Consider the following 22,805-nt stretch of genomic DNA (forward strand, 5'->3'; position numbering starts at 1 on the left):
GGCCAGGTGCCGAACCCCGGGTTGTGCGGCGATCAGCGCCTCACCTGCCGCACAACCCGGGGTTCGGCAGGAGGCGGTGACCCACGACCCCGGGTTCGGCAGGCGGTCAGCCGCGGAAGGTGCGCAGCGCCTCGACGACGAGCGCGTGGTCCTCCGCCTGCGGGAGCCCCGAGACGGTCACCACCCCCACGGGTCCGGCGCCCTCGACCCGCACCGGGAAGGCGCCGCCGTGCGCGGCGTACTCCTGGAGCGGGAGCTGGTGCTGCTCGGTGAACGTCGTCCCCTTGGCCCGGGCCCGCAGGCCCACGAGGTACGACGACGCCCCGAACCGCTGCACGACCCGCACCTTGCGCTCGACCCACGTGTCGTTGTCGGGCGTCGTGCCCTCGCGCGCGGCGTGGAACACCTGCTGCGTGCCCTTGCGGACGTCGATCGTCACCGCGAGGTCACGCTCTGCGGCGAGCTCGACGAGGAGGCACCCGAGGCGCCACGCGTCGTCGTGCGTGAACGAGGCGAGCACGAGCTCGTGCTCCTGCGCCTCGACGGAGGCGATGGTCGCGGCGAGGTCGTCGGGCGTCGTCGTCATGCCGCCATCGTGGCACGAGCGGGGCGGGTGATTCCTCGTCCGTCCCTACACTGTTCGGGTCCGGCCGACCATCGGCCCGACCGAGCACCCGAGACCGCCGGAGAACCCGTGAGCACCCTGCGATGAGCTGGCAGCGCCCCGCCGGCCCCCCAGGACCGCCGCCTCCGCCCGCACCGCGCCGTCGCGGCGGCCGGACGCCGGAGGGTGCCGTGCGGTTCGTGCGGTACTGGCTGCTGGTCTACGCGATCGTCGCGCTCGTGATCGCGGCCTCGCTCCTCGGCGGGCTGCTCACGGGTGCCTGGGCCGGGGAGGGCAAGAACGTCTCGCGCTGGTTCGCCGTGGTCACGTCGACGAGCCTCGCCGGCCTCACGCTCTGGGCCCGTGCCCTCATGATGCGCAAGATCCGCAGCGGCGAGTACCCGCCACAGGGCCGGCGATGATGCGCTCGGGGAGCTGCACCCGGTGACCGCCGCACCGTCCGCCGGCCCGACGGTCGACGTCCTCGACCACGGCCTGCTCGACCGCGCGTCGGGCGCCCTGCTCGCACAGGCTGCGGGTGACGCGCTCGGCGTGCCGTACGAGTTCGCGGCACCTCCAGGCCCGGGGCGACGCGACGAGGTCGCGGTGATGCGGGGCGGCGGTCTGGGCCCGTACGCGCCTGGAGAGTGGAGCGACGACACGCAGATGTCGGTGTGCGTCGCCCGGGTGACCGCGTCGCACGACGTGCTCTCGCCCGTCCCCGACGCGTTCGGCGCCACCCCGCTCGACGACGTCGCCGCCGCCTTCGAGGAGTGGCGCACCGGGGGTGCGAGCGACATCGGCACGCAGACGGCAGCCGTGCTGCGAGACGCTGCAGCACGCCGAGGGCCCGCCGCACAGCGGCTGCGGGCTGCGGCCGAGGCGCTGCACGCCGCGACGGGACGCTCGGCCGGCAACGGCGCGCTGATGCGCACGGGAGTCGTCGGGCTCGTCGCGCTCGACGACCGCGAGACGACCGCCCGAGCAGCGCGCGCCGTCGCCGAGCTCACCCACACCGACCCGCTCGCGGCCGACTCGTGCGTGCTGTGGTCGGAGGCCGTGCGCGTCGCGGTTTCCGAGCGGCGCCTCGACGTGCGCGCGGGGCTCGACCTTCTCGAGCCGGACGCCGCCGCGAGCTGGTCGGCGTGGATCGCCGACGCCGAGCTTCCCCGCCCGACGGCAGACCTGCGCCAGAACGGCTTCACCGTCACCGCGCTGCAGGCGGCGTGGCACGCGATCGCGACCACGACGCCTGCGCAGTCGTCGGGCGAGCACGACCACCTCCGGGACGCGCTGCAGGCCGCGGTCGCGATCGGGGGGGACACCGACACCGTGGCGGCGATCGCCGGCGCGCTGCTCGGTGCGCGCTACGGGGCGCGACGGGTACCCCACGACTGGGCGGCGGCCGTCCACGGCTGGCCCGGGATCGGCACGCGCGTGCTCACGGCGCTCGCACGCCGCACCGCGCAGGGCGGCCTCGTCCGTGCGGGCAGGCTCACCCTGCCCGACGGCGCCCACCGGCCCGCACAGTCCTGCCCGGTGTGCGGGACGCTCGTCGACCAGAACCCGCGGTATCCGCGGCACGTGTGCGCGTGGTGCTCGGCCGCGGTCACGGACGAGGCCGGTCGGCCCGTGACACTGTCGAACACGACCTTCACGGGCGGCGGCTACACCGCGTTCTCCGCCGACGGGACTCTCGCCTCCCCCGACGTCCTCGCCGGGCGCGTGTGGATCGGGGGCGTCGAGCACCGCGCGCAGGAGGCCTACTTCGGCGGCATCGTCGTCCAGCCGCTCGACGACGGCCGCTGACCGGACGAGGACCTGGGTCCCGGCGGCCCGGCCATCAGTCGCCGCGCGCGTGGCGGGTCGCGCGGTCGTTCGCGCGCTGGATCGCGTCGACCAGCTCGTCCTTGCTCATGGAGGAGCGGCCGTCCACGTCGAGCCGCCGCGCGACGTCGAGAAGGTGCTCCTTCGACGCGTTCGCGTCCACGCCGCCCGCCGTCTCCGCCGAGGACTCCAGGCCGTCCTCCTCGGCGCGCTCGTCCGACGGCCCAGGCTCGTCCTTGGGCTCCCAGTGGTCGCCGATCTTCTCGTGCGTGTGCTTGAGCGCGGCGAACGCGACGCGGCTCGCACGCTCCGCCGAGCCGTACTGCTCCATCGCGGCGTCGTAGGCCTTGGCGAACGTCCGCTGCGCCTTCTCGTCCGAGCGCTGCAACGTGCTCGGGATCTCGGACTCCTTCGCGTCCCCGCTCCGGGTCGTCTTCGGCACGGTGGGCCTCCTTCCCGCTCGCTGCCCGACGGCGGTCGCCGCCTCCCGTCGAGCGTCTCGCCGCGCGCCGTCGCTCGCCAGCGCGGAGGTGCGGCACCGACGACCGACGCCGCATGCCTCCGCCGGGCGACGAGGAACACCCCCGCATACGCTTCGCGGATGTCGCGCGCCCTGATCTTCCACGGCCGGATCGCCGGCTGGGGCACGTCGTCCGGGACCCGGGTCGTCGTCGGCCGCTGGGACCGCTCGCCCTTCGGCGCGTTCTCCGACGTCATGGTGGAACGGCCCGACGGCGAGCGTCTCCTGCTCGCACCGTCCGAGGCGGTGGCGTCGCTCGTCGGCTCGACGTACTCCTTCGACCGCGTCGAGATCGTCCCCGTCGAGGTTCGCGACCTCCCGGCCGACGACCTCGGTGCGGCGTCCGTCGGCGGTCGCGACCGGCGCACGCCCGCCCCGTGGCACGTGGCGGCCGGACCGCTCGAGGCACGGCTCGCCGTCGGGCAGCGCACGGGGCTGGGGCACGCCCTGCGCGCCGTGCCCGACCGGGTGGCCGGGTCGCGCCGGTTCACCGCCGTGACGGACCCGGTCGCGCGAGCGCTGCTCCACGGCGTCCGGACGCGTGGGAGCGCCGGTTCGGGCCGCGTCGAGCACTACGGTGCGACGGACGTGCACGCGCTCGAGACGGTCACGTCCTCGTGGGACGGCGTGTCCCTGGGGAGCATGACGTCCGTCGACCCGCCGGTTCGTTTCGGCTTCGGGTCGACGCCGCGGCGACCCGCGGTGACGGACGTCGTGACGACGATCGTCGTGCCGGACGTCGGCTGAGAGCGCGTCTGCAACGGGCGACACACTCCCCGGCACGCGACGCATGTGCGCTCGAACGATGCACCCGCGACCGAACGACGCACTCGCGCTCGAAAGGTGCACGGAGAAGTGCATCTCTCGGCCCGGAGTGCGTCGTTCGAGCGAGCATGCGAGAGGCTGGGTCCGGAACCTTGACCGCGACCTTCTTCCTACCTCGTGGAGCCAGACCTGTGGACGAGCACGAACGTGAGACCCGGCGTCGCATGGCGGCGCACGAGCTGTACACGGACCACGGCGTCGTCGGCCTCGCCGCCGAGCGCGCCCGCGCGACGGAGCTGACCTACGACTTCAACGCGACACGACCCTCCGAGACCGGCGAGCGCGAGCGCCTGCTGCGGGCTGTTCGCCGCCGTCGGCGACGGGGTGTGGATCGAGCCGACGCTGCGGGTGGCGTACGGCGGCACGACGCGCCTCGGGAACGGCGTGTACGCGAACTTCGGGCTCACGCTCGTCGACGACGTCGAGATCAGCATCGGTGACCGCGTGATGTTCGCGCCGAACGTGACGATCTCGACGACCGGCCACCCCGTGCACCCCGACCTGCGCACCGACGGCACCCAGTTCTCGGCGCCCGTCGTCGTCGAGAACGACGTGTGGGTCGGGACGGGAGCGGTCATCCTGCCGGGCGTCACCGTGGGGCGCGGTTCCGTCGTCGCCGCGGGAGCCGTCGTGGCGGGGAACGTGCCGCCGATGACGGTCGTGGGCGGCGTGCCGGCGCGTGTGCTCCGCGAGATCACCGACGCCGACCGGGAATGGTCCTACCGCGCGCCCCGCACGCTCGACCTCCCGGGCCCTGGCCCACGGATCGTCCCGGCCGCCGCGCCGGGCACCGCCGTCTGACACCGGGGCCGCGGGAGCCTGAGGTCGCCGAGCCGGAGGCCGCCGCGGCTCGTCGCACGGATCGAAGGGCCTCGCCGGTCTGTCCACGCCGACCGCGGTACTACCTCGGCGAGGGCGACCCTCGTCCGGCGACGGTCCGCGCATGCTCGGCCGCGGCCTCGCCGAGCGTGGTCCTGAGGTCGTCGAACAGCGCGACGCTCGCCGTCCCCGGCCAGTCGGCGGGCAACGCACTCGGCGGCAGGCCGGGGTCGACGTACGGGACCGTCCGCCAGTCGTCGACGGCGCGCACCCAGCGGGCGAACGCGTCGCTCGGGGAGGTCGCGGCCACGGGTGACCGGGCGCCGTCGGACACCGGAGACCGGGCGCCGTCAGGCACGGGTGACCGGGCGCCGTCGGGCACGGGTGACCGGGCGCCGTCGGGCACGTGCCGGCTCGACGCGCCCTCGTGGCGCGCGAGGAACCTGCGGTGGAGGGCGGCGATCCGGTCGAGGTCCCACCAGCGGGCTGCAGCGTCGGCGAAGGTCCCGTGCGTCTGCGGCGTGCCGGTGACGAACAGGGTCGCGGCGTCGCGCAGGTCCAGGTGGTCGAGGATCTGCTCGACCTCGCCGGCCAGGTGCGCGGGGCAGATCCACAGGGCGTCGGCGACCGTCCCGCACCCGATGCCCGCGAGGTGACGGCGGAGCTGGTGGCGCGCGGCCCGCCGGTCCTCGGGGACGGAGAACGACACGAGGAGCCACGCGTCGTCGTCGGCCTGCTGCCGGTAGGCGAAGATGCGCCGGTCGCCGCGCGCGAGCATCGCGTCCGCACCCGGCGCGAGGCGGTAGCCCGGTCGGCCGCCGACGTCCGCCGCGACGAGCAGCCCCTTGGCCTTGACGCGCGAGATCGCGCTGCGCGCAGCCGCCGACGGGACGCCGACCGCGTCGAGCAGCGCGACGAGGTCCGCGACCGCGACCCAGCCGCCGAGGTCCCGCAGGTAGAGGCCGACGACGGTACGCAGCAGGGACGTCGCGCTGCCCGGACGGGCGTCGAGGTCGTCGAGGACCACGGTGTCCGGCTCCGAGGTCGGGATCACGACGTCGGACCAGTGTCGGGACCAGTGCCGGGACCAGTGCCGGGACCAGTGGTCGGGTCCGGGTGTGGGGTCACGGCGTCGGGGCGTCGGGCGCGGCGTCGACCAGCCGCTCGGCGGGCACCGCGCCGGAGGTCACCTCGACGAGCGCGTCGCGCACCGCCTCGACGCCGATCCGCACCTCGTCGAACGACGTCGACAGCGGCGAGAGCCCGAGGCGGAGCCCGTTCGGACGCCGGAAGTCCGGGACGACGCCGCGCGCCCAGAGCAGCGGGAGCGTCGCCTCGAACGCGTCGTGGTCGACGGTGACGTGGCTTCCCCGTCGCGCGGCGTCGCGCGGCGAGGCGACCCGGGCGCCGAGCGGCACGAGCAGCTCGTCGACGAGCTCGAGCGCGTGCTCGGTCAGAGCGACCGACTTCGCGCGGATCGCGTCCATGCCCGCCTCGGCGACCAGGTCGACCATGTCCTGCATCGCGAGCATGCCGACGATCGCGGGCGTCCCACTGAGGAACCGGCGAGCGCCGGAGTGGGGCGCGTAGCCCGGCCCCATCTCGAACGGCGCCGCGCTGCCCATCCACCCCTGGATCGGCTGCGTCAAGGTCTCCTGCAGGTCGGCGCGCACGTATCCGACCGCGGGCGCGCCCGGCCCGCCGTTGAGGTACTTGTACGTGCAGCCGACGGCGAGGTCGACGTCCCACGCGTCGAGCGCGACGGGCACCGCGCCCGCGGAGTGGCACAGGTCCCACAGGACGAGCGCACCGGCGTCGTGGGCGCGTCGCGTGATCTCCGCGGCGTCGCTCACGTACCCCGACCGGTACGCGACGTGGCTCAGCACGACGAGAGCGGTGCGGTCGGAGAGCACCGCGCCGACTTGGTCGGGAGTGACGCCGGAATCGTGGTCGGGCTCGATCCAGCGCAACGTCGCGCCGTGCTCGCGCGCGACGCCCTCGAGCACATAGCGATCGGTCGGGAAGTTGCCGGAGTCGAGGACGATCTCGTCGCGCCCGGCGACCTGCGGGGCCGCGAGCGCCGCGCGGACGAGCTTGTAGAGGATCACCGTGGTGGAGTCGGCGACGAACGTCTGGCCCGCTGCGGCGCCCAGCGCCGCGGCACCGATCCGGTCGCCGAGCGTCAGCGGCAGGTCGTACCACTCCTCGTCCCAGCCGCGGATGAGCCGCGCCCCCCACTGCTCCGTCGCGAACCGGGCGAGGCGCTCCGCGGACGCGCGCGTCGGGCGGCCGAGCGAGTTGCCGTCGAGGTACGCGACCACGTCGTCGGACGGGACGAACGCGTCGACGTACCGCGCGAGCGGGTCGGCGGCGTCGAGCTCGCGCGCCCGCGCAGCACGGACCGCGGCCTGGTCGCCCGGTCGGACAACCGGCCGGTCCGCAGGGTGGTCGGCGGGACGATCGTCGCGGTCGTCGCGGTCGTCGCGGTCGTCGCGAGATGCGGTCGTGGGGGTCATGTCTGGTCCTTCCGGGTGGTCGTGCCCGACGGCGGGGTGAACCCCGGCCGCAGCACGTCGGCCAGGTGCAGGGTGGTGGCGCCGGCGAGCCAGCGCGTGAGATCGGCGAGCGCGTCGGGGCGGTCGAGACGGTCGAGCTCGGCGAGGCTCTCGACCGGCGGCCCGGGGACGTACGTGACGGCGCCGAGAGATGCGCTCGCGCCCGAATGATGCACGTCGGAGTGCATCACTCGGTCCGCGGTGCGTCGTTCGGCACGGGGCTGCCTCACGGTGTCCGACGTGAGAGCGCGCAACAGATCGTCCCCGCCGAGACCCGCAGCGGCGAGCGCGCGCAGCTCACGGACGTTCACGCCGACCGGGAGCGGACCGTTGCCGAGGTCCGTGCCATACACGACCGAGCCGCCGGCGGCCGCGAAGCGCCGGACGTTGTCGATCGCGACGTCCTGCGCGGGCGTCGGCGTGCCCCACCCGTGGATGTCGAGCGTGCTCACCCACGTCATCCTGCTCACCGGCTCCGCGCCGAACACGACGTGAGAGTCGTTCTGGGGCTCGTTCCGGCCCCCAGGTCGTGCTCGACGGCGCGCAGGGTCGTGCTCGACGTCGGCCAGCGGGCGCGGGCCGGGGAGGGCACGCGAGGAGGGGCGGGCCATGGCAGTGATCAGCTCGTCGGGCAGGCGCTCGGAGAACGGGGCGTGCGCGAGGCGGTCGACGCCGGCCTCGAACGCGCGCGCCACCTGGCCCGGCCCTTCCGCGTGCGCGACGACGCCCCGGCCCCGTTCGTGGGCGCGCCCGACGATCGCGGCGAGCGTGACGTCGTCGGGCACGGGACCCGCCGCGCTGTTGAGCGCGACCTTGACGAACGACGCCCCGGCCGCGAGCTGCCGGTCGACGGCGGCGACGGCCTCGGCGGGCGACGCCACCTCCTCGACGGAGCCGTCGGGCGCCCACGAGCGGTCGGACGGATAGCCGCCGGGCGCGGTGAGGAACGCGCCGGCAAACGTGACGCGCGGCATGCGTCGACCCGGACGCACGGGCCGCGCGTCCTCCGCTCGTGCCTCCCGGTCACCATCGCGTGCCCACTCGGCGGCGACCTCGGGGATCCAACCGAGGTCGTGCACGGCGGCGATGCCGTGCGGGACGAGCTCGGTCGCGTCGACGAGCCCGAGGTGGACGTGCGCGTCCGTGAACGGCGGGAGGAGCGTGCCGGGGAGATGGACCGGTTCACGCCACCTGTGATCCGTGAGATCGACCCGTGCGTCGCCGGGTCGACCCACGGAAGGTCGATCTCGGCCGCTCGGGTCGATCTCGTGAGACTCGTGGGCGTCCGCGAGGCCGGACGCGGTGGCGAGGAACGCCGTCGGGCCCGTGGAAGGATGGCCGGGGAACCAGGAGGCGTCGACGGTGACGAGGCGGGCGCCGTCGGGCACGGGCCGGTGCGTCATGCGCCGGACGGCCGCGCGGCGCCGATCTCGGTGCGGACGGCGAAGAGCTCGGGGAAGAACGTGAGGTCGAGTGCCTTCTGGAGGAAGCCGACGCCGCTGGACCCACCCGTGCCGCGCTTGGTGCCGATGATGCGCAGGACCGTCTTCATGTGGCGGAAGCGCCAGAGCTGGAAGTTGTCCTCGAGGTCGACGAGCTCCTCGCACGTCTCGTACGCGGACCAGTGGGCGTCGGGGTCGTCGTAGATGCGGCGGAAGACCTCGACGAGGTCGTCGTCGAGGACGTGCGCGTGCGTGACGTCGCGGTCGAGGACGCGGGCCGGGACGTCGTGACCGTGGCGTGCGAGATAGCGGAGGAACTCGTCATAGACGCTCGGCTCGGCGAGGAGACGCGAGAGCTCGGCGTGCGCGGCGGGCTCGGACGCGAAGACCTGGAGCATCCCGGCGTTCTTGTTGCCGAGCAGGAACTCGACCGCGCGGTACTGCCACGACTGGAAGCCCGACGCGTTGCCGAGGAAGCCGCGGAACTCGGCGTACTCGCTCGGGGTGAGCGTCGCGAGCACGGACCACTGCTCGGTCAGCGTGCGCTGGATGTGCTTCACGCGGGCGATGCGCTTGAGGGCGGCCTGGAGCTCGTCGGCGGCGAGGAGGTCGCGGGCCGAGACGAGCTCGTGGAGCACGAGCTTGAGCCACAGCTCGGTGGTCTGGTGCTGGACGATGAACAGCATCTCGTCGTGGTGCGCCGGGGTGCTGATGGGCTCCTGCGCGGCGAGCAGCGTGTCGAGGTGGAGGTAGGAGCCGTAGGTCATGCGCTCCCGCAAGTCGGTGACGATGTCGGGCTCGAGCGCGCGCTCGTTCGACGTCGCGGACGAGGGCTCGCCGAGGGGCGTCGATGCGTCAACCATGCTGCCGAGGGTATGACATTGACGTGACGGGCGCCATGCTTGTGCAACGCGGTCGGTCCGTTATGCCGACGGTCGGGCGGCAGCTCGGGTCGACGGTTCGGCGGTTCGTGCCACGTTCGGCATCCCGTGCGGCAGCCCGGATCGACGGTTCGGCGGTTCGTGCCACGTTCGGCGGCCCGTGCGGCATTCGGCAGCTCGCGGTGCCGAACGAGCACACGGACTGCCGAACGGTGGGGCGCACGGCGTCGTCAAGGACTGGTGCTGTCAGGACTGGTGCCGTCAGGACTCGGCGTCGGCGCGCTCCTCGGCGACGGACTCGCCGGTCGGGTCGTCGGCGAGCTCGTCCGCGAGGACGTGGCCACCGAGCGGACCGGCGCTCATGCCGACGTAGTGCCAGCCGTTCTCCGGGTCGCCCTCGACCTCGACAAGTCCCGTGTTCTCGAGCGGCGTGTACGCCATGGCGTCGAGGTCGACGCCCTCGGCGCGGATGCTGGTCCACGAGCGGATGGCGGCACCGTGGGAGATGACGACGGCGGTCTGCCAGCCCCTGGACGCGATCTTCGCGACGGCGTCGTCGAAGCGCGCCACGAACTCGGTCCCGTAGGGCCCGCCGGGCATCCGGCGCGTCAGGTTGCCGCCGCCCCAGGCGAACACCGTCTCGAGATAGACGACGTGGTCCTCGTGCCGGTCGGACATCTCGAGGTCGCCCGCCTCCACCTCGCGGAATCCGTCGAGCTCGACCGGCTCCAACTGACGATGCTCGGCCAGCGGCGCGGCGGTCTGATGGGTGCGGACGAGGTTCGAGACGGCGATCCCGTCGATGACCCGTTCCGACAGTGCGTCCGGGATCGCCGCGGCCTGGCGCGCGCCCAGCGCCGTGAGCCCGGGGCCGGGGTGACCGGTGTCGAGCAGGCCGGCGACGTTGGACGGGGTCTGACCGTGACGGACGAGCAGCAGGCGCATGGTTCTCCGGTTCGTGGGGGTACCTGCCACCCTACGAGCCGAGTCCCGTGCACGCGTGCTCGCACCGGCTCAGGCCGGCTCCACGACGCGGTCCCCGCCGACGGTGCTCACCGACCGGAGGGCACGCCGGTGCACGTCGTGGGGCACCTGGGCGCAGAGCGCCGAGAGCTGAGCGCCGAGCGCCGAGCGCCGAGGCGAACTGCCCTCACCCGAGCGGGTCGGTCACCAGCCGCGAGCGTGCCTCGTAGACCTGCAGCGGTTCCGCGGCGCTCGTGGTCGCCGCGGTGCCCGGCACGTCCGTCCACGTCGGCGACCCGGCGATGCGGAACTGACCGGACCACGACGTGGTGAGCCCGATCGTCAGCGACTCCACCGGCTGCTCGTACGTGTGATGCACCGTGTGGTCCGGGTACGGCGCGCCAGGATCCGACGTGACCAGGGGCGCGCTGCCGTCCGCGTAGTCCCACGCGTACGACTCGGGCGTCGCACGGATCTGCACGGGGATGCCGAGCAGCGTGGCGTCGAACGTCTGCTCCGCGGAGTCGGTATACGTGATCGTCGGGACGTTGACGAGCGTCCACCCGTCCGGCGGCTGCACCACGACCGGCGACGGCGCGATCGACAGCGTCGCGAACTCGCGCTCCGCCTCGGCGAGCAGGTCCGCCGGCGTCACACAGCCCTCGTCGCCGACGAGCTCCGGCGGACCCCACGAACCGTCGGGCTGCCGGACCTCCCGGAAGACCGCACCCTCGGCGAACTCGTCCGGCCCGCACTCGATGCCCTCGTAGGCGAGCTGCTCGCCCTCGGTGCAGGCGAAGTCGTAGCGCGTGGTCGGCCCGTCGAGGTTGTTGACGAGTGCGCACAACGCCGGTGTGGCGGAGAAGTAGCGGTCAGGCGGGTCGTCGGTAACGGCGGGGACATAGACACTTCCGCCACGCGTCTCTTCACGAGCCGCTTCGACGACGACGTCCGCACCCGCGGCTTCTCCTCGAATTCCGCCGTATGCCGGATCATCGGCGACGGCCATCAGCAGCAGCGCTACGCCACCATGTAGCAACGTCGCGATCATCAGCTCGCCTCCAGAAGCGAGATCTCGACGACAACCCATTCACCGTTGCGACGGCCCACTTCTGCGCGATACAAGTCGTCGGTCCTTTCTTGCGCGAACAACTCCTCTCCCTTGGCGCTTCGGATTGCGATTGGTTCTTGGATGACCCGAGCATCAAGGGAATAGATGCCCGTCGCTTCATCGCGCGCATAGAAGGTCGGGTCATCCACGGTAACGACCGCGTCGCCGCCTTCAAACACGTCGCTTCGCGAGGAGATCTGATTGGCCTGCTCGATGGATCCCTGGCAAAACGTGCAGGATTCGAGCGACATCGCCCGCCACTCGGTCGTGTCGCCGGTCGTCATGACGTAGTCGTAGAGCTCGATGAAGTACTCCGCGGCGGCGGCTGCGCCCTCGGCGTCCTCCTGCTCCATCGCAGCCGGGCGCTCCGGTTTCACCGGGCCCGTCTCCGTCGGCGTGGGCTCGGGCTCCTCAGTGACCTCCGGTGACTCCGCCGTGTTCGTCGACGGTTCGGGCTCGACGGGCTCCTCGGCCGTGCACCCCCCGACCACCAACCCCACGGTGACGACGGCACCGAGGCCGAGCACGCGTCGTCGGGCACGGGACGACGAACCGGACACGAGACGCATGCAACCCCCTGAGACCCCCTGCGCGCGCCCGGGTCCGGGCCGCGCCGCACGAACTGCCCCAGAACCTAGCGAACCCGGACGCCCCGCGGAACCCGGGTTCTCGGTCTGTGGACAACGACGCCGCGTGGCACCCTGTCGGCATGTCGCGCAGGGAGCTCGTGGTGCTGGGGACGGCCAGCATGGTCCCGACCCGCACGCGCAACCACAACGGCTACGTGCTGTTCTGGGACGACGAGGCGATCCTCTTCGATCCCGGCGAGGGCACGCAGCGGCAGATGACGTTCGCAGGCGTCTCCGCGACCGACCTCACGCGCATCGCGATCACGCACCTGCACGGCGACCACAGCCTCGGGCTCGCGGGCGTCGCGCAGCGCATCAGCGGTGACGGGGTGCGGCACACCATCCCGGTGTCGTACCCGGCGTCGGGACAGCGGTGGATCGACCATCTCCTCGACGCGAGCGCGCACCACCGCCGCGGCCACCTGCTGGAACAGCCGCTCACGACCGACGGCACGATCCCGCCGCCCCCCGACCGGCCCGACCCAGGCTTCACGCTGAGCCACCGGCGACTCGACCACACCCTCGAGGCGGTCGGGTACCGGCTCGACGAGCCCGATGGCCACAGCCTTGACCCCACCCTCCTGGCGCGGCACGGTCTGGCGGGGCCGGTCGTCGGGCAGCTGCAGCGCGACGGCGTCGTCACCGCGCCCGACGGCCGGACCGTCACCCTGGACGACGTGAGCGCGCCCCGCCCCGGCCAGTCGTTCGCGTTCGTCATGGACACGCGCCTGTGCGACGCCGTTCTCGAGCTCGCGGAGGGCGTCGACCTGCTCGTCATCGAGTCGACGTTCCTCGACCGCGACCTCGACCAGGCCGAGCGCTGGGGTCACCTCACCGCGTTCCAGGCGGCGAAGGTCGCGGCCGAGGCCGGGGTGCGGCACCTCGTCCTCACGCACTTCTCGCAGCGCTACACCGACCCGCGCGAGTTCGAGCGCGAGGCACGGTCGGTGTTCGACGGCGGCCTCACCGTCGCGCAGGACCTCGACCGCGTGCCGGTCCCCCGGCGCCGCTCCCGTCAGGCTCCGCAGCTCGGCGCGTCGTAGGCCGCGGTGAGCGTCCGCGACGTCCCGTCCGGGGCGGTCGCGGTGACCGTGGCCTCCCCTGCCGCCGCCGTGCCGCGCACCTTGAACGACTGGTACGCGTTCTTCCCGGGCTCCACCTGGGCGAAGGTCTTGTCGCCGAACGGTGTCGAGAGTGTCAGCGCGAGCGCCTCGTCGCCGTCGTTGGTCGCCCGCACCGCGACGAAGGCCGCGTTGCCGAGGCAGCGGGTCTGCGCGGTCACCGCGACGTCGATCTCCGTCGGCGGCTCCTCGCGCGGGTAGACGTCGAGCGCGTCGAGCTCGGTGTACCAGGTGCCGCGCGTGAAGGTCACGGTGTTGAGGCCGGCCTGGAGCTCGACGTCGTGCTCGACGCTCTGCCAGTTGCCCCACGTCGTGTGCGGGAAGGTGACGACCCCGGCGTCCTCGCCGTTGACGGTGACGCGGTCGGTCGACGACAGCGTGTACCCGCCGCGCTCCGAGCCGTTCGCGAAGCGGACCGCGAGCGTGTACGGCCCGGCCTCCTCGGCCTGGACCTGGAGCGTCACGGAGCTGTCGGCGAAGTCGAGGCCGCCGACCTTCTCCCCGCCCGACGCGCCGGCAGCGGTGCCCACGGAACCGCGCACGATCACGCCGTCCTCGAACTCGTACCGCACCGCGTCGTCCGGGATCACCGGCGGGACGACGGTCCGCGGCTCGTCGAGGACGGGGAACACGTCGATCGCGTCGATCTCGGCGAAGAACGTGGCACGTGTCAGCGTGACGGTGTTCCAGCCGGCGTCCAGGTCGGCGACGTGCTCGACCGTCTGCCAGTTCCCCCACGTCGTGTGGGCGAACGTCACGGTCCCGGCGTCCGCACCGTTGACCGTCATCGTGTGGGTCGACGGGACGCGCTCGGCGCCGACCGTCGAGCCGTTCGCGTACCGGACGCCCAGCAGGGCCGGGCCGGCCTCCTCGGCGTAGACCTCGACGGAGACGGAGCTGTCGGCGAAGTCGAGGCCACCGACCTTGGCCAGCCCCGAGGCGCTGCCGTCCTGCACGACGCGCGCGTTCGTCACGACGCCGTCCTCGGCCTGGTAGCGGTCGGACGCCGCGGCGACCGACGGCACGCCGTCCTCCGACCACTCGAGGTCGCTGAGGTACATCGCGCGGTACGTGAACGCCTCGTTCCAGCCGTGGAAGACGATCGCGGTGCCGCCGTCGGGCGTCGTCACGACGTCCTGGCCGCCCGGGCCGCGCACGTCGCCCCGGAACCGGTCGCTCGTCATGAGCTCCGTGGTCGCCTTGGTGTACGGGCCGGTCACGCTGTCCGACGTCGCGTACGCCGTCCGGTAGGCGCCGCCGTAGAAGTCGTTCGCCGAGTAGATGAGGTAGTACGTGCCGTCGCGCTCGATGATCGTCGGCGCCTCGACGACGCGACCCTCGTTCGCGCGGTCGACCCGGATGAGCTCCGTCGCCGGGCCCGTGAGCGTCGTGCCGTCGGCCGAGAGCGGCTGAGCGTAGATGATCGCCGTCTTGCCGGTGCAGCAGTTGCCGTCGGCCTTCCACAGCAGCCACAGCTGGTCGCCGTCGTGGAACGTGCCGGCGTCGATCGCACCACCGAGGTCCTGCGTGCCGTCCTCGCCGTTGGGGCAGACGATCGGGTCGTCGCCGACGGGCACGAACGGCCCGTCCGGGGTGTCGGCCAGCGCGAGGCCGATGCACTGGCGCACCGTCGTCGCGTCACGCGCCGTGTAGTAGAGCGCGTAGCCGCCCTCGACCGCGGCGACCTCGGGCGCCCAGACGCACCGGTCCGTCGCGCCGCCCGGGCTGAAGCTGCACTCCCCCACCCAGTCGCCGAGCTCGGGCGCGGCGTCGGGCTGCTCGGTCCACGTCACGAGGTCCGTGGACGTGCGGTGCTGGACGTTGTCGCCGTCGGAGTTCGTCGCGTACGCGTGGTAGACGCCGTCGACGAGCAAGATGTCGGGGTCGGGGAAGTTGTCGTCGATCACGGGCTCGATCACGGGCGCCGCGTCGGCAGCGGTCAGCGCTGCGACGGGACCCGCAGTCGCGGTCGTCGGGGCGGCCGCGCTGGCGGTCGTCGCGGACGCGACGAGACCGAGGGCGACGAGAGCGCTCGTCGCGAGGGCAACGAGCGCGGGAAGTGGACGGGGGGTCCGGGTGCGTGGCCTCATCGGTGTCCTCTCGACGGTGAGCGGCGGTCCCCGGGGCGGCGGCGTCCCTGGGGACTCTCGAGTCTGGTCGTCGAACGAACAGGAGTCAACAAGTTCGGGCAGGACTGAACACGCCGACGTCCGGCCTCGGGTGGGACGGCGTCGTCGTGCAGCGGTGAACGGTACGGTCGGCGGGTGACTGCACCCCGGGACGGACGACGATGACCGCACGAGCCGTCGTCGTCGGCGGCGGGATCGGCGGGCTCGCGTCCGGGGTCGCGCTCGCGCGCGCGGGGTGGGACGTCTCCGTGCTGGAGCGCGCGACGTCGCTCGAGCCCGTCGGGGCGGGGATCGCCGTCGCGCCGAACGCGGTGCGCGCCCTCGTCGCACTGGGCCTCGGCGACGCGCTGCGCGATCTGGCGACGCTCCAGGGCGAGGTCGGCATGCGCCGACCCGACGGCCGGTGGCTCGTGCGCGCGGACACCGCGCAGGCCGGTGCGCGGTTCGGCGACCAGACGCTCGTGCTGCACCGCGCCCAGCTCGTCGGCATGCTCGCGGACGCCCTGCCCGACGGCGCGCTGCGGCTCGGGGCGAGCGCCGCCGTCGTGCAGGCGGGGGACGGCGGGCGGCCGGCGGTGGTCCGGGTGTCCGGCGCCGCGGGGACTGCGGAAGGTGCCGTGCCTGACGCCGCGGCGTCCGCGGGAGAAGACGTGCCCGACGTCGCGGGGTCGGACGAGGAGATCGAGGCCGACCTCGTCGTCGCAGCGGACGGCATCGACTCCCCCACCAGGACGCGGTGGTGGCCGGACGCGCCGCGGCCCGTGCACGGCGGGTCGACGGCGTGGCGGCTCGTCGCGCCCGCGCCGACGGGAGGTGTCGTCGGGAGCGAGACGTGGGGCCGCGGGATCGTCGTCGGCATCGTGCCGCTCGCCGACGGTCGGGTGTACGCCTACGTGTCCGTGGCCGACGCCGCGGGCGTGCCCGAGACGTTCGCCGAGCTGCGCGAGCGCCTCGCCGACTGGCACGACCCGATCCCAGAGCTGCTCGCGTCCGTCGACCCGGAGCAGACGCTGCGGCACGCGCTCCGCTGCCTGCCCGCTCCTCCGGCGACCCTCGCGACCGGGCGGGTGGCGCTCGTCGGCGACGCGGCGCACGCGATGCTGCCGAACGTCGGGCAGGGCGGGTGCCAGGCGCTCGAGGACGCGGCGGTGCTGGGCGCGCGGGTGCCGGCGTCGGCCAGGCGCCGGTCCGGAGGGCTCGACGTCGCGACGGCGCTGCAAGGGTGGTCGGCGGAACGCCGGCCGCGGGTGGAGAAGATCATGAAGCTGTCCGCGCAGGTCGCCATGCCGACGCGATGGACGTCGCCCGTGCTGACCGGCGCCCGCGACCTCGGGGCGCGAGCGGCCGGGGCGTGGGCGGCGTCGCTCGGGACGCGCGCGCTCGACGGTGTCCTGGGCTGGCGACCGCCCGAGCCGACGCCGACGCCAGTGCCGACGGCAGTGTGATGGATCCGTCAGTCGGTTGGCAGCGGCGGCAGAACGCCGACCAGCCAGCGGTCGCCGCGATCGTCCGCCTCGTCGGAACCGTGCTGGCCGAGCAGACTCGCGAATGGGCCGAAGCCCGCCGGAACCTTAGTCTCGACCTCCTCACCGCTGCCGATTGACCACCATCACCGACCCCGCAACGAGAATGACCAGCGACACGGTCCTCGAATTCAGGTCCTAACGCACGATGGACTACCAAGCGCTACACCCCTACCAGGGGCTCAGCTTGACCAGCAACCGATGGCCCCACGCAGCTGGAAGCATCTATGCTGACGCGAAGGCAACTGCAGAAGAAGGGACAACGCGTGTGGAGCAACTGGACGACGACATCAAGATCAGCACTACTGACAATGACGAGGGCCTCGCGGCGAACGCCCATGGCCTCTACGACAGCACGTGGAACGAAGCACGGTGGCGCGAAATGGCCGAGCACCTCGTGCGTGACGGCATCGTGACGTGGCGCGAGATCACGACGACAATCCTCGGCGAACTCAATCCCCCACAGGTTGGCACTAGCATCGCATCCGCCAACAAGATCAAGTTCGGATTCAAGGGCAATCACGCCCGCCTCCACCCAAACGAATCTTTCATGCCTCATGTCATGAGATGGTTCTATGAGCGCTCGGGCCGATGTATCGATTGTGGGACGCGTCTAGATCTGCAGGCCGATCACATCGACGGTCGAGAGAACTACGCCGATCCCACGGAAGCGGATCTGCTGAGCAACCTCGAGCTGCGTTGCCGCCGTCACAACGTCGCGAAGCGGAAATCTCATGTCGCGCGCGCCGGCCGGACTGTCCTCCCGGCCCAGCAGGCGCTGATGTGGATCCTGTTCGAGATCCGACCCGTAACAAAACTGGATCTTGCCAGGCTGTGCCGGATCTACGGCATGACGATGGCAGGGATCCGGTTCGAAGAAGCCTGGGCCATGGCGCTCTGGCTGGAGCGCGAGGGCCAGTATGTGATTGCTCGGGAGAACCGCCTGTATGACATCATCCGGTGGGTCGATGGTTCGATTACTCGAAGGTTTGCGTCGGACGACCCGCCGCCGATCGGCGGCAGAATTCTTGCGAAGGCGGCGATGGGCGACCAAATACTCTGCTTCCTCGCTTCAGTTGATGGAACCGCGAGTACAGCGCGGTACTACGAGTTTCCGCTCGACCAGGTCCCGTTCGTATATGAGCTGGGCGACCGAGAGCCCACCGATATCGCGATCTGGCCGCTCCAAACAGGGGGAACTCCTCTGGCACCGCGAGAAATGTCTCTGCACGTCTTTGAACTGAGAGCCCCGGACGAAAGTTGTCACTTGGCCCGCAACGGCGTTCTGGAGACCGCCGCGCCGGCCATGAGTAGTTTCAAAGGTGTGAAGCTGGCGCGCATGAGGACGCTCGATGGTCTATCGCTCGTCGTCCACTAGTAGTACTGACCGAGGACGTTGGTCGGGTGGGTATAACGTGCCGATCTAGCTGTTAGCGCACGAGGGCCTCCCACAGTAAAGTGGAACTGTCTAGGTGTCCGCTCCGCACACAAGAGGCCCTCGTGTCCCACACAATGCCGCCCTGACCCCACGCGCCCAGTTCGAGGTCGCCAGGTTGGTGGTCGACCCGCTCGTCGCGATCGCGGTGGTCGCGGCGCGGTTCCAGTGCTCGTGCCCCGCGGTCAAGCGGTGGGCCGACCGGTATGCCCATGGCGAGCCGATGAGCGACCTGAACCGTCGCGGGATCTGCTCGCTTCCTTGTGATGAAGGCTGCCGAGAGGTCGAAGAAGTATGACCCTCAGGTCAGGGCTCGGGCGGTGCGGCTGGTGCGTGAGCACGTGGTGGATTACGGGTCGGTGATGGCGGCGTCAGTCGCGGTCGCTGCGCAGCTCGAGATCGCGCGGGAGTCGTTGCGCCGCTGGGTGACGCAGGCGGACATCGATGACGATGCCCGGCCTGGTGTCACCAAGTGCGAGTCGGAAGAGATCCGCCGGCTCGAGGCGGAGAACAAGCGCATGTCCGAGGCGAACGCGATTCTGCGTGCGGCCTCGATTTTCTTCGCGGGAGAGCTCGACGCCCGCGGCCGCTGATCATGGGGTTCATCGACCAGATGAGAGGCGAGGGCTTCGCGGCCTGGTCGGTCTGTGCCGTTCTGCGTGAGCAGGGTGTGCAGGTCGCCGCGCCAACGTATCGATCTTGGTCCCGCCCGGCCTGCGGGGTCGCTGCCCGGACGGTTTCGGACGCGGTCGTGGTAGACGCGATCCGCTCGCTGCGTGTCGACGAGCAGGGGCGGGCCACGCCGGAGTCGCTGTACGGGCGCGGGAAGATGACTGCGCTGCTGGGCCGGCGCGGGTTGACGGTGGCGCACTGCACCGTGAACCGGCTCATGGGCGAGCACGGCTGGAACGGGCCACGTCGCGGCCGGGCGCACCGCACCACGATCCCGGGCAAGGTCGGTACCCGTGCCGGGGACCTGCTCAGCCGCGGCTTGCTCGCCGAGGCGCCGAGGCGCCGAGGCGCGTCTGGGTGGCCGACTTCACCTACGTGCGCACGCGGGCCGGGTTCGTCTACGTCGCGTTCGTCGTACGTGACCACCCGCAGTACCCGATAGTGGCGGGAGAACTCACGGCACGCCGGGTCTCAGTACGTCTGGGTGCGCTACCGAACACCTCGCGCTGCAGGGCATCGCGGCCTCGATCGGCACCGTCGGCGACGCCGACGACAACTGCCTGATGGAGTCGATCATCGGGCTCGTCAAGCACGAGTGCATCAAACCCGGGCCGTTCACCACCGGGCCGCTGAAGAACCTTGCCGATGTCGAGATGGCGACCATGGCCTGGGCCGACTGGTGGAACCATCGGCGACTGCACTCCAGTCTCGCGATGCTCACCCTGGCCGAAGCCGCAACCGCCTACTACGCTACAAACCCTGCCTCCGGCCGGAGCCGCAGCCAGCACGGAGACGGCACGAAACCCGTGACGGTTCAGAGGGCATCAGGAACATCCTGGTGTGCGGCCGCCTCCTCGTGCTCCGCAATCAACCTTCGGCTGAGCTCGGAGTACGTGGAGTCCCGCTCAATCAGTAGCGACGTATGACCCGCGGACAGGGCTGCGCGAGCGGTCGTTCCCGAACCTCCAAACGGGTCGAGGACATGCGAGCCTGGTGCGAGCCCCACCAGCAGAGAACTCACGAGGCCCAAAGGATAGGGCGCCGTGTGTCCGAGTGTGTTCTTACCGCGGATCATCTTAACCACTGGGTGAATCCGAAGTGGCTGGTTGAGCGCAGGCATCCGCCCACGCGCCAAGAGGTCGGCCCCGTCACCCGGCTTCCGAACTACCAAGACATGTTCCCAACAATTAAATGGCGCCTGATAGAAAGGCGAGAAGTTCCCCGCGTTGAACCCGCGCTTTCCTTGTATGTCGCCCTTATCCCACACGCTCGATCCAAGGTACTCGAATCCAATCCGTCGGAACGAGTCAACCATCAAGGCCGAAAGCAGGATTCTCTTCTTACCCATATCAGAAAATGTCACGACTCGTTCGTTGTCGAAATAGTCGAAAATATTGTAAGCGTAAATCGCCCCCGGCTTGAGCGTGCGGAATACTTCCCGCGCAATGAGGTACATGTCGTGCATGTAGCAGTACAGATTTGGCCACTGGGCGTACTCACGTGCGTTGTAATATGGAGGCGACGTCACTGCCCGATCGAACGTACTCTCAGCCGTGCGGCGGAGAACGTCAAGCGCATCACCGTGAATGACGCTCCATGGGGCTTTCGTATCGGTTGCGACAGAGGTAGCACGAGGTGCCCCTCCGATCGACGATGGGATGAAGCGCGCGAAGAACGCGCTGGACCAGAAGGTGCCCGACGGGCTCGCGCTCAGGCAAGGTACTGGCTCAGCACCGACCTGTATGTCGCGTCCAATCGGAGAAGTCGGTGAATCCTTTACATCGATTAACACTACGACATCATTTAGCATTGAGTAATGAGCAACCAAAGTGTCAAGGATCTCTGGGTCGCCCATGAAGGGCAAGATGTCGCGCTGCCACCTCCGAACACTTTCGATAGGGATCTGATTACCGTCCTTCTCAATGGCTTCTTGCTTAATGAGGGCCCTGAAGTCGTAGCGCTTCCCTCGGTTGTAGATGCTCCGATCTGTGCAGAGAGGGTTTAGGCACTCCCAACTCTTCACGCCAAAGCTGGGATACGAGTTTCCACCGACGTTGTCGCTTCGGCAGCCCGGACAGGGGACACGCGTTTCGTCGCGCTGGTTCTTCTGAAGAATCAGGACGAGACGGCGGATCGCGTCGGAGTCGTCGTACAGAACAAAGGTGTCGCGGTACGTGAAGCCCTCGTTGAGCAACTCAAAGCGGGCGTCGTCTCCCCGGACTCCTCTGTTGTGCTCCAACGTCGCCTTCCTTACGTCCCTCCAGCGGAAGAACATCTGCTTAAGTTCAACCTCCAAGAAGCGCTCCGCAAATAGAGGAAGATCCGATGCGAGTTGCCACGCTTCGGCCTCTCGTCCCTCATCGACATTGACGATGACAGCGAGAAACCCATAGTTGTCGAGGGCCGCATACTCCTCGGCAATCCAGGTGGTGAGTTGCGCGCGTTGGTCAGCGAGTTCGACATGACCGGCCGGACGAACTTGGCGGACGACGAGGCTTCGGCGTCGCTCGAAAAGGTCGGGTAGGTGCCGACGCAAATCAGTCATATAGTCGACAGTGAACGGCATAGGGCTAGTACTGAACACTGTAGACATGCGCGCTGGCGACCAAATCGACCAGGCCAGCGGACCTGCGGCCGCGTTGAAAACGTCGCCCGCGACCATTCGGGCGGGTTGCTTGCGCAACTTACTCGGACTCGCCGCCTCAGCAACAATACGTGCTCGCGTTTCGCTGTGGCTGGCAGGAGTGGTCAACACGCGAAGGCTCGGAAGTGCTTTGGCGAGGTCGACACGTGCCATTTCAGCCTGTAGGTCGCCGATGTTACCGGTGTTGATTGCCCACTCTATCCGTCGCTTAGTCGGATAGTTGAAGGTGGCCCCCTCGGCCGCGCAAGCAGCGTAGAGACTGGCGATACCGTCCTTGTTGATTCCAAGCTTCTGGTTCATGCGCCCATAGAATCCAGTAGTTATGGCGTCTATGCTTACCGTATCCGCACTGCCAAGATGCTCAATTACAGTGGAGACGGCATTCAGAACATCGGGCGAAAGTGCCTCATCTAGTCCTGTGAGGTCTGCCAGTAGGCGTTCAAACGCCTCCGGGCTTGCGACTAGCGAAGCTCGCTCATCCGGGAGTGTGATCGACATGGGTGCCACGGTACGCGATGCGGCCGACACTACTGACTGTCACGCGCGGGGTGGTCGGTGCTCCGCGCGACCGCGCGGCTTCGATCACCGGGCTCAGCCGAGGGACGGGCCGAACGGCATAGGGAACGATGTGCCGCGATAGGGCCTCGCGCTGGACGGTGGTGGACCGTCGAGCAGTACGTACCTCCTTGCTCCTGTCGAGATTCTAGGTCGACTTGCAGGGGCGGGCTGACACTCCATCTGCGGGACGATTCCGCTGGGAGGATGTCGGTTGTGCCTCCGAAGTTCCCACCTGAGTTCGATCGTGACGTCCCGCGAGTCGCTCATCGCGGCAGTGTGACGCATCGCCGAGGTCGCTACCCAGTTTGACATCTCCGTGGAGTCGATGCGGCGCCGAGGTACGTCGGGCCGATATCTAAGGCGGCGACATCGCGGTCAAACGACCACCGATCCGTACGAGCTGGTGCAGCTGCATTTAGAGAAGCGCCGACTGGAGATGGACAGCGATATCTTGCGCCCTTTAGCCGCATACGCAGCGTCGTCGGCCGGTCCCGGCAAGATCGTCAGCCGGGCCTAGTCGGAATACGGCCTCTTTGGGGGCATGCGT

The 22,805-nt window shown here is 70.5% G+C and carries 19 protein-coding genes and 3 pseudogenes; 11 read left to right on the forward strand and 11 right to left on the reverse strand.

The genetic code is table 11. The features are described from left to right. Positions 1–106: 106 nt before the first annotated feature. Positions 107–586: a heme-degrading domain-containing protein gene (locus V5D56_RS01805; RefSeq protein WP_435737357.1), complete on the reverse strand. Its 480-nt coding sequence runs from the start codon at positions 584–586 to the stop codon at positions 107–109. Positions 587–708: 122 nt separating this feature from the next. On the opposite strand from V5D56_RS01805, the gene V5D56_RS01810 reads away from it, so the two are divergent. Beyond that, positions 709–1,026, forward strand: coding sequence for a hypothetical protein (locus tag V5D56_RS01810; RefSeq protein ID WP_435737358.1), 318 nt, complete (start codon positions 709–711; stop codon positions 1,024–1,026). 22 nt (positions 1,027–1,048) lie between these two features. Then, positions 1,049–2,413, forward strand: coding sequence for an ADP-ribosylglycohydrolase family protein (locus V5D56_RS01815; RefSeq protein ID WP_435737359.1), 1,365 nt, complete (start codon positions 1,049–1,051; stop codon positions 2,411–2,413). A gap of 34 nt (positions 2,414–2,447) precedes the next feature. On the opposite strand, the gene V5D56_RS01820 is transcribed toward V5D56_RS01815, so the two are convergent. Further along, positions 2,448–2,873, reverse strand: coding sequence for a ChaB family protein (locus tag V5D56_RS01820; RefSeq protein ID WP_435737360.1), 426 nt, complete (start codon positions 2,871–2,873; stop codon positions 2,448–2,450). A 159-nt stretch (positions 2,874–3,032) separates the two neighbouring features. Between V5D56_RS01820 and V5D56_RS01825 the strand changes: the two genes are divergently transcribed. From V5D56_RS01825 to V5D56_RS01835, 3 genes are all read left to right on the forward strand, one after another. After that, positions 3,033–3,698 carry a hypothetical protein gene (locus V5D56_RS01825; protein WP_435737361.1) on the forward strand — a complete coding sequence of 222 codons (666 nt, stop codon included), beginning with the start codon at positions 3,033–3,035 and terminating at the stop codon, positions 3,696–3,698. Positions 3,699–3,940: 242 nt separating this feature from the next. Beyond that, the gene (locus V5D56_RS01830; protein WP_435738936.1) at positions 3,941–4,216 is read left to right on the forward strand and encodes a maltose acetyltransferase domain-containing protein; all 276 of its coding nucleotides are present in this window, start codon (positions 3,941–3,943) and stop codon (positions 4,214–4,216) included. Further along, the gene (locus tag V5D56_RS01835) at positions 4,101–4,577 is read left to right on the forward strand and encodes a DapH/DapD/GlmU-related protein (protein WP_435737362.1); all 477 of its coding nucleotides are present in this window, start codon (positions 4,101–4,103) and stop codon (positions 4,575–4,577) included. Before V5D56_RS01830 ends, V5D56_RS01835 begins: the two co-directional genes overlap by 116 nt. A gap of 100 nt (positions 4,578–4,677) precedes the next feature. Here the strand turns inward: V5D56_RS01835 and V5D56_RS01840 are convergent, their stop codons facing one another. From V5D56_RS01840 to V5D56_RS01870, 7 genes are all read right to left on the reverse strand, one after another. Next, positions 4,678–5,649, reverse strand: coding sequence for a PaaX family transcriptional regulator (locus V5D56_RS01840; RefSeq protein ID WP_435737363.1), 972 nt, complete (start codon positions 5,647–5,649; stop codon positions 4,678–4,680). A gap of 70 nt (positions 5,650–5,719) precedes the next feature. Then, entirely contained in the window at positions 5,720–7,111 is a 1,392-nt protein-coding gene (locus tag V5D56_RS01845) for a kynureninase (RefSeq protein WP_435737364.1), read from the reverse strand. Next, positions 7,108–8,553, reverse strand: a complete 1,446-nt coding sequence (locus V5D56_RS01850) for an amidohydrolase family protein (protein WP_435737365.1) — start codon at positions 8,551–8,553, stop codon at positions 7,108–7,110. Before V5D56_RS01850 ends, V5D56_RS01845 begins: the two co-directional genes overlap by 4 nt. Continuing rightward, positions 8,550–9,455 carry a tryptophan 2,3-dioxygenase gene (kynA, locus tag V5D56_RS01855; protein ID WP_435737366.1) on the reverse strand — a complete coding sequence of 302 codons (906 nt, stop codon included), beginning with the start codon at positions 9,453–9,455 and terminating at the stop codon, positions 8,550–8,552. The genes V5D56_RS01850 and kynA overlap by 4 nt, the downstream gene beginning before the upstream one ends. Positions 9,456–9,734: 279 nt before the next feature. After that, complete coding sequence (locus V5D56_RS01860; protein WP_435737367.1) at positions 9,735–10,448, reverse strand: histidine phosphatase family protein; 714 nt, start codon at positions 10,446–10,448, stop codon at positions 9,735–9,737. Between the two features lie 175 nt (positions 10,449–10,623). Further along, on the reverse strand, positions 10,624–11,487 hold the full coding sequence (locus tag V5D56_RS01865) for a hypothetical protein (RefSeq protein ID WP_435737368.1): 864 nt from the start codon (positions 11,485–11,487) through the stop codon (positions 10,624–10,626). Next, positions 11,487–12,116 carry a DUF6318 family protein gene (locus V5D56_RS01870; RefSeq protein ID WP_435737369.1) on the reverse strand — a complete coding sequence of 210 codons (630 nt, stop codon included), beginning with the start codon at positions 12,114–12,116 and terminating at the stop codon, positions 11,487–11,489. Before V5D56_RS01870 ends, V5D56_RS01865 begins: the two co-directional genes overlap by 1 nt. A 140-nt stretch (positions 12,117–12,256) precedes the next feature. Here V5D56_RS01870 and V5D56_RS01875 point away from each other — a divergent pair, with 140 nt between their 5' ends. Continuing rightward, on the forward strand, positions 12,257–13,219 hold the full coding sequence (locus V5D56_RS01875) for a ribonuclease Z (RefSeq protein WP_435737370.1): 963 nt from the start codon (positions 12,257–12,259) through the stop codon (positions 13,217–13,219). On the opposite strand, the gene V5D56_RS01880 is transcribed toward V5D56_RS01875, so the two are convergent. Further along, positions 13,192–15,387 carry a family 43 glycosylhydrolase gene (locus V5D56_RS01880; RefSeq protein ID WP_435737371.1) on the reverse strand — a complete coding sequence of 732 codons (2,196 nt, stop codon included), beginning with the start codon at positions 15,385–15,387 and terminating at the stop codon, positions 13,192–13,194. The genes V5D56_RS01875 and V5D56_RS01880 overlap by 28 nt on opposite strands. 200 nt (positions 15,388–15,587) lie before the next feature. On the opposite strand from V5D56_RS01880, the gene V5D56_RS01885 reads away from it, so the two are divergent. The 5 genes and pseudogenes from V5D56_RS01885 to V5D56_RS01905 all read left to right on the forward strand — a co-directional run. After that, entirely contained in the window at positions 15,588–16,871 is a 1,284-nt protein-coding gene (locus V5D56_RS01885; protein ID WP_435737372.1) for an FAD-dependent monooxygenase, read from the forward strand. A gap of 44 nt (positions 16,872–16,915) precedes the next feature. Next, positions 16,916–17,091, forward strand: a pseudogene (locus V5D56_RS01890) (IS256 family transposase); the annotation flags it as partial. A 126-nt stretch (positions 17,092–17,217) separates the two neighbouring features. Then, entirely contained in the window at positions 17,218–18,327 is a 1,110-nt protein-coding gene (locus tag V5D56_RS01895; protein WP_435737373.1) for an HNH endonuclease signature motif containing protein, read from the forward strand. A gap of 94 nt (positions 18,328–18,421) precedes the next feature. Then, a pseudogene (locus V5D56_RS01900) lies at positions 18,422–18,628 on the forward strand (hypothetical protein); the annotation flags it as partial. A 22-nt stretch (positions 18,629–18,650) separates the two neighbouring features. Continuing rightward, positions 18,651–19,817: pseudogene (locus tag V5D56_RS01905) on the forward strand (integrase core domain-containing protein); the annotation flags it as partial. A 53-nt stretch (positions 19,818–19,870) separates the two neighbouring features. Here V5D56_RS01905 and V5D56_RS01910 read toward each other — a convergent pair. Further along, positions 19,871–22,198, reverse strand: a complete 2,328-nt coding sequence (locus V5D56_RS01910) for a DNA-methyltransferase (protein ID WP_435737374.1) — start codon at positions 22,196–22,198, stop codon at positions 19,871–19,873. Positions 22,199–22,805 lie beyond the last annotated feature (607 nt).

Source organism: Cellulosimicrobium sp. PMB13, assembly GCF_051294865.1.
In the GTDB taxonomy this organism is placed as follows: Bacteria; Actinomycetota; Actinomycetes; order Actinomycetales; family Cellulomonadaceae; genus Cellulosimicrobium.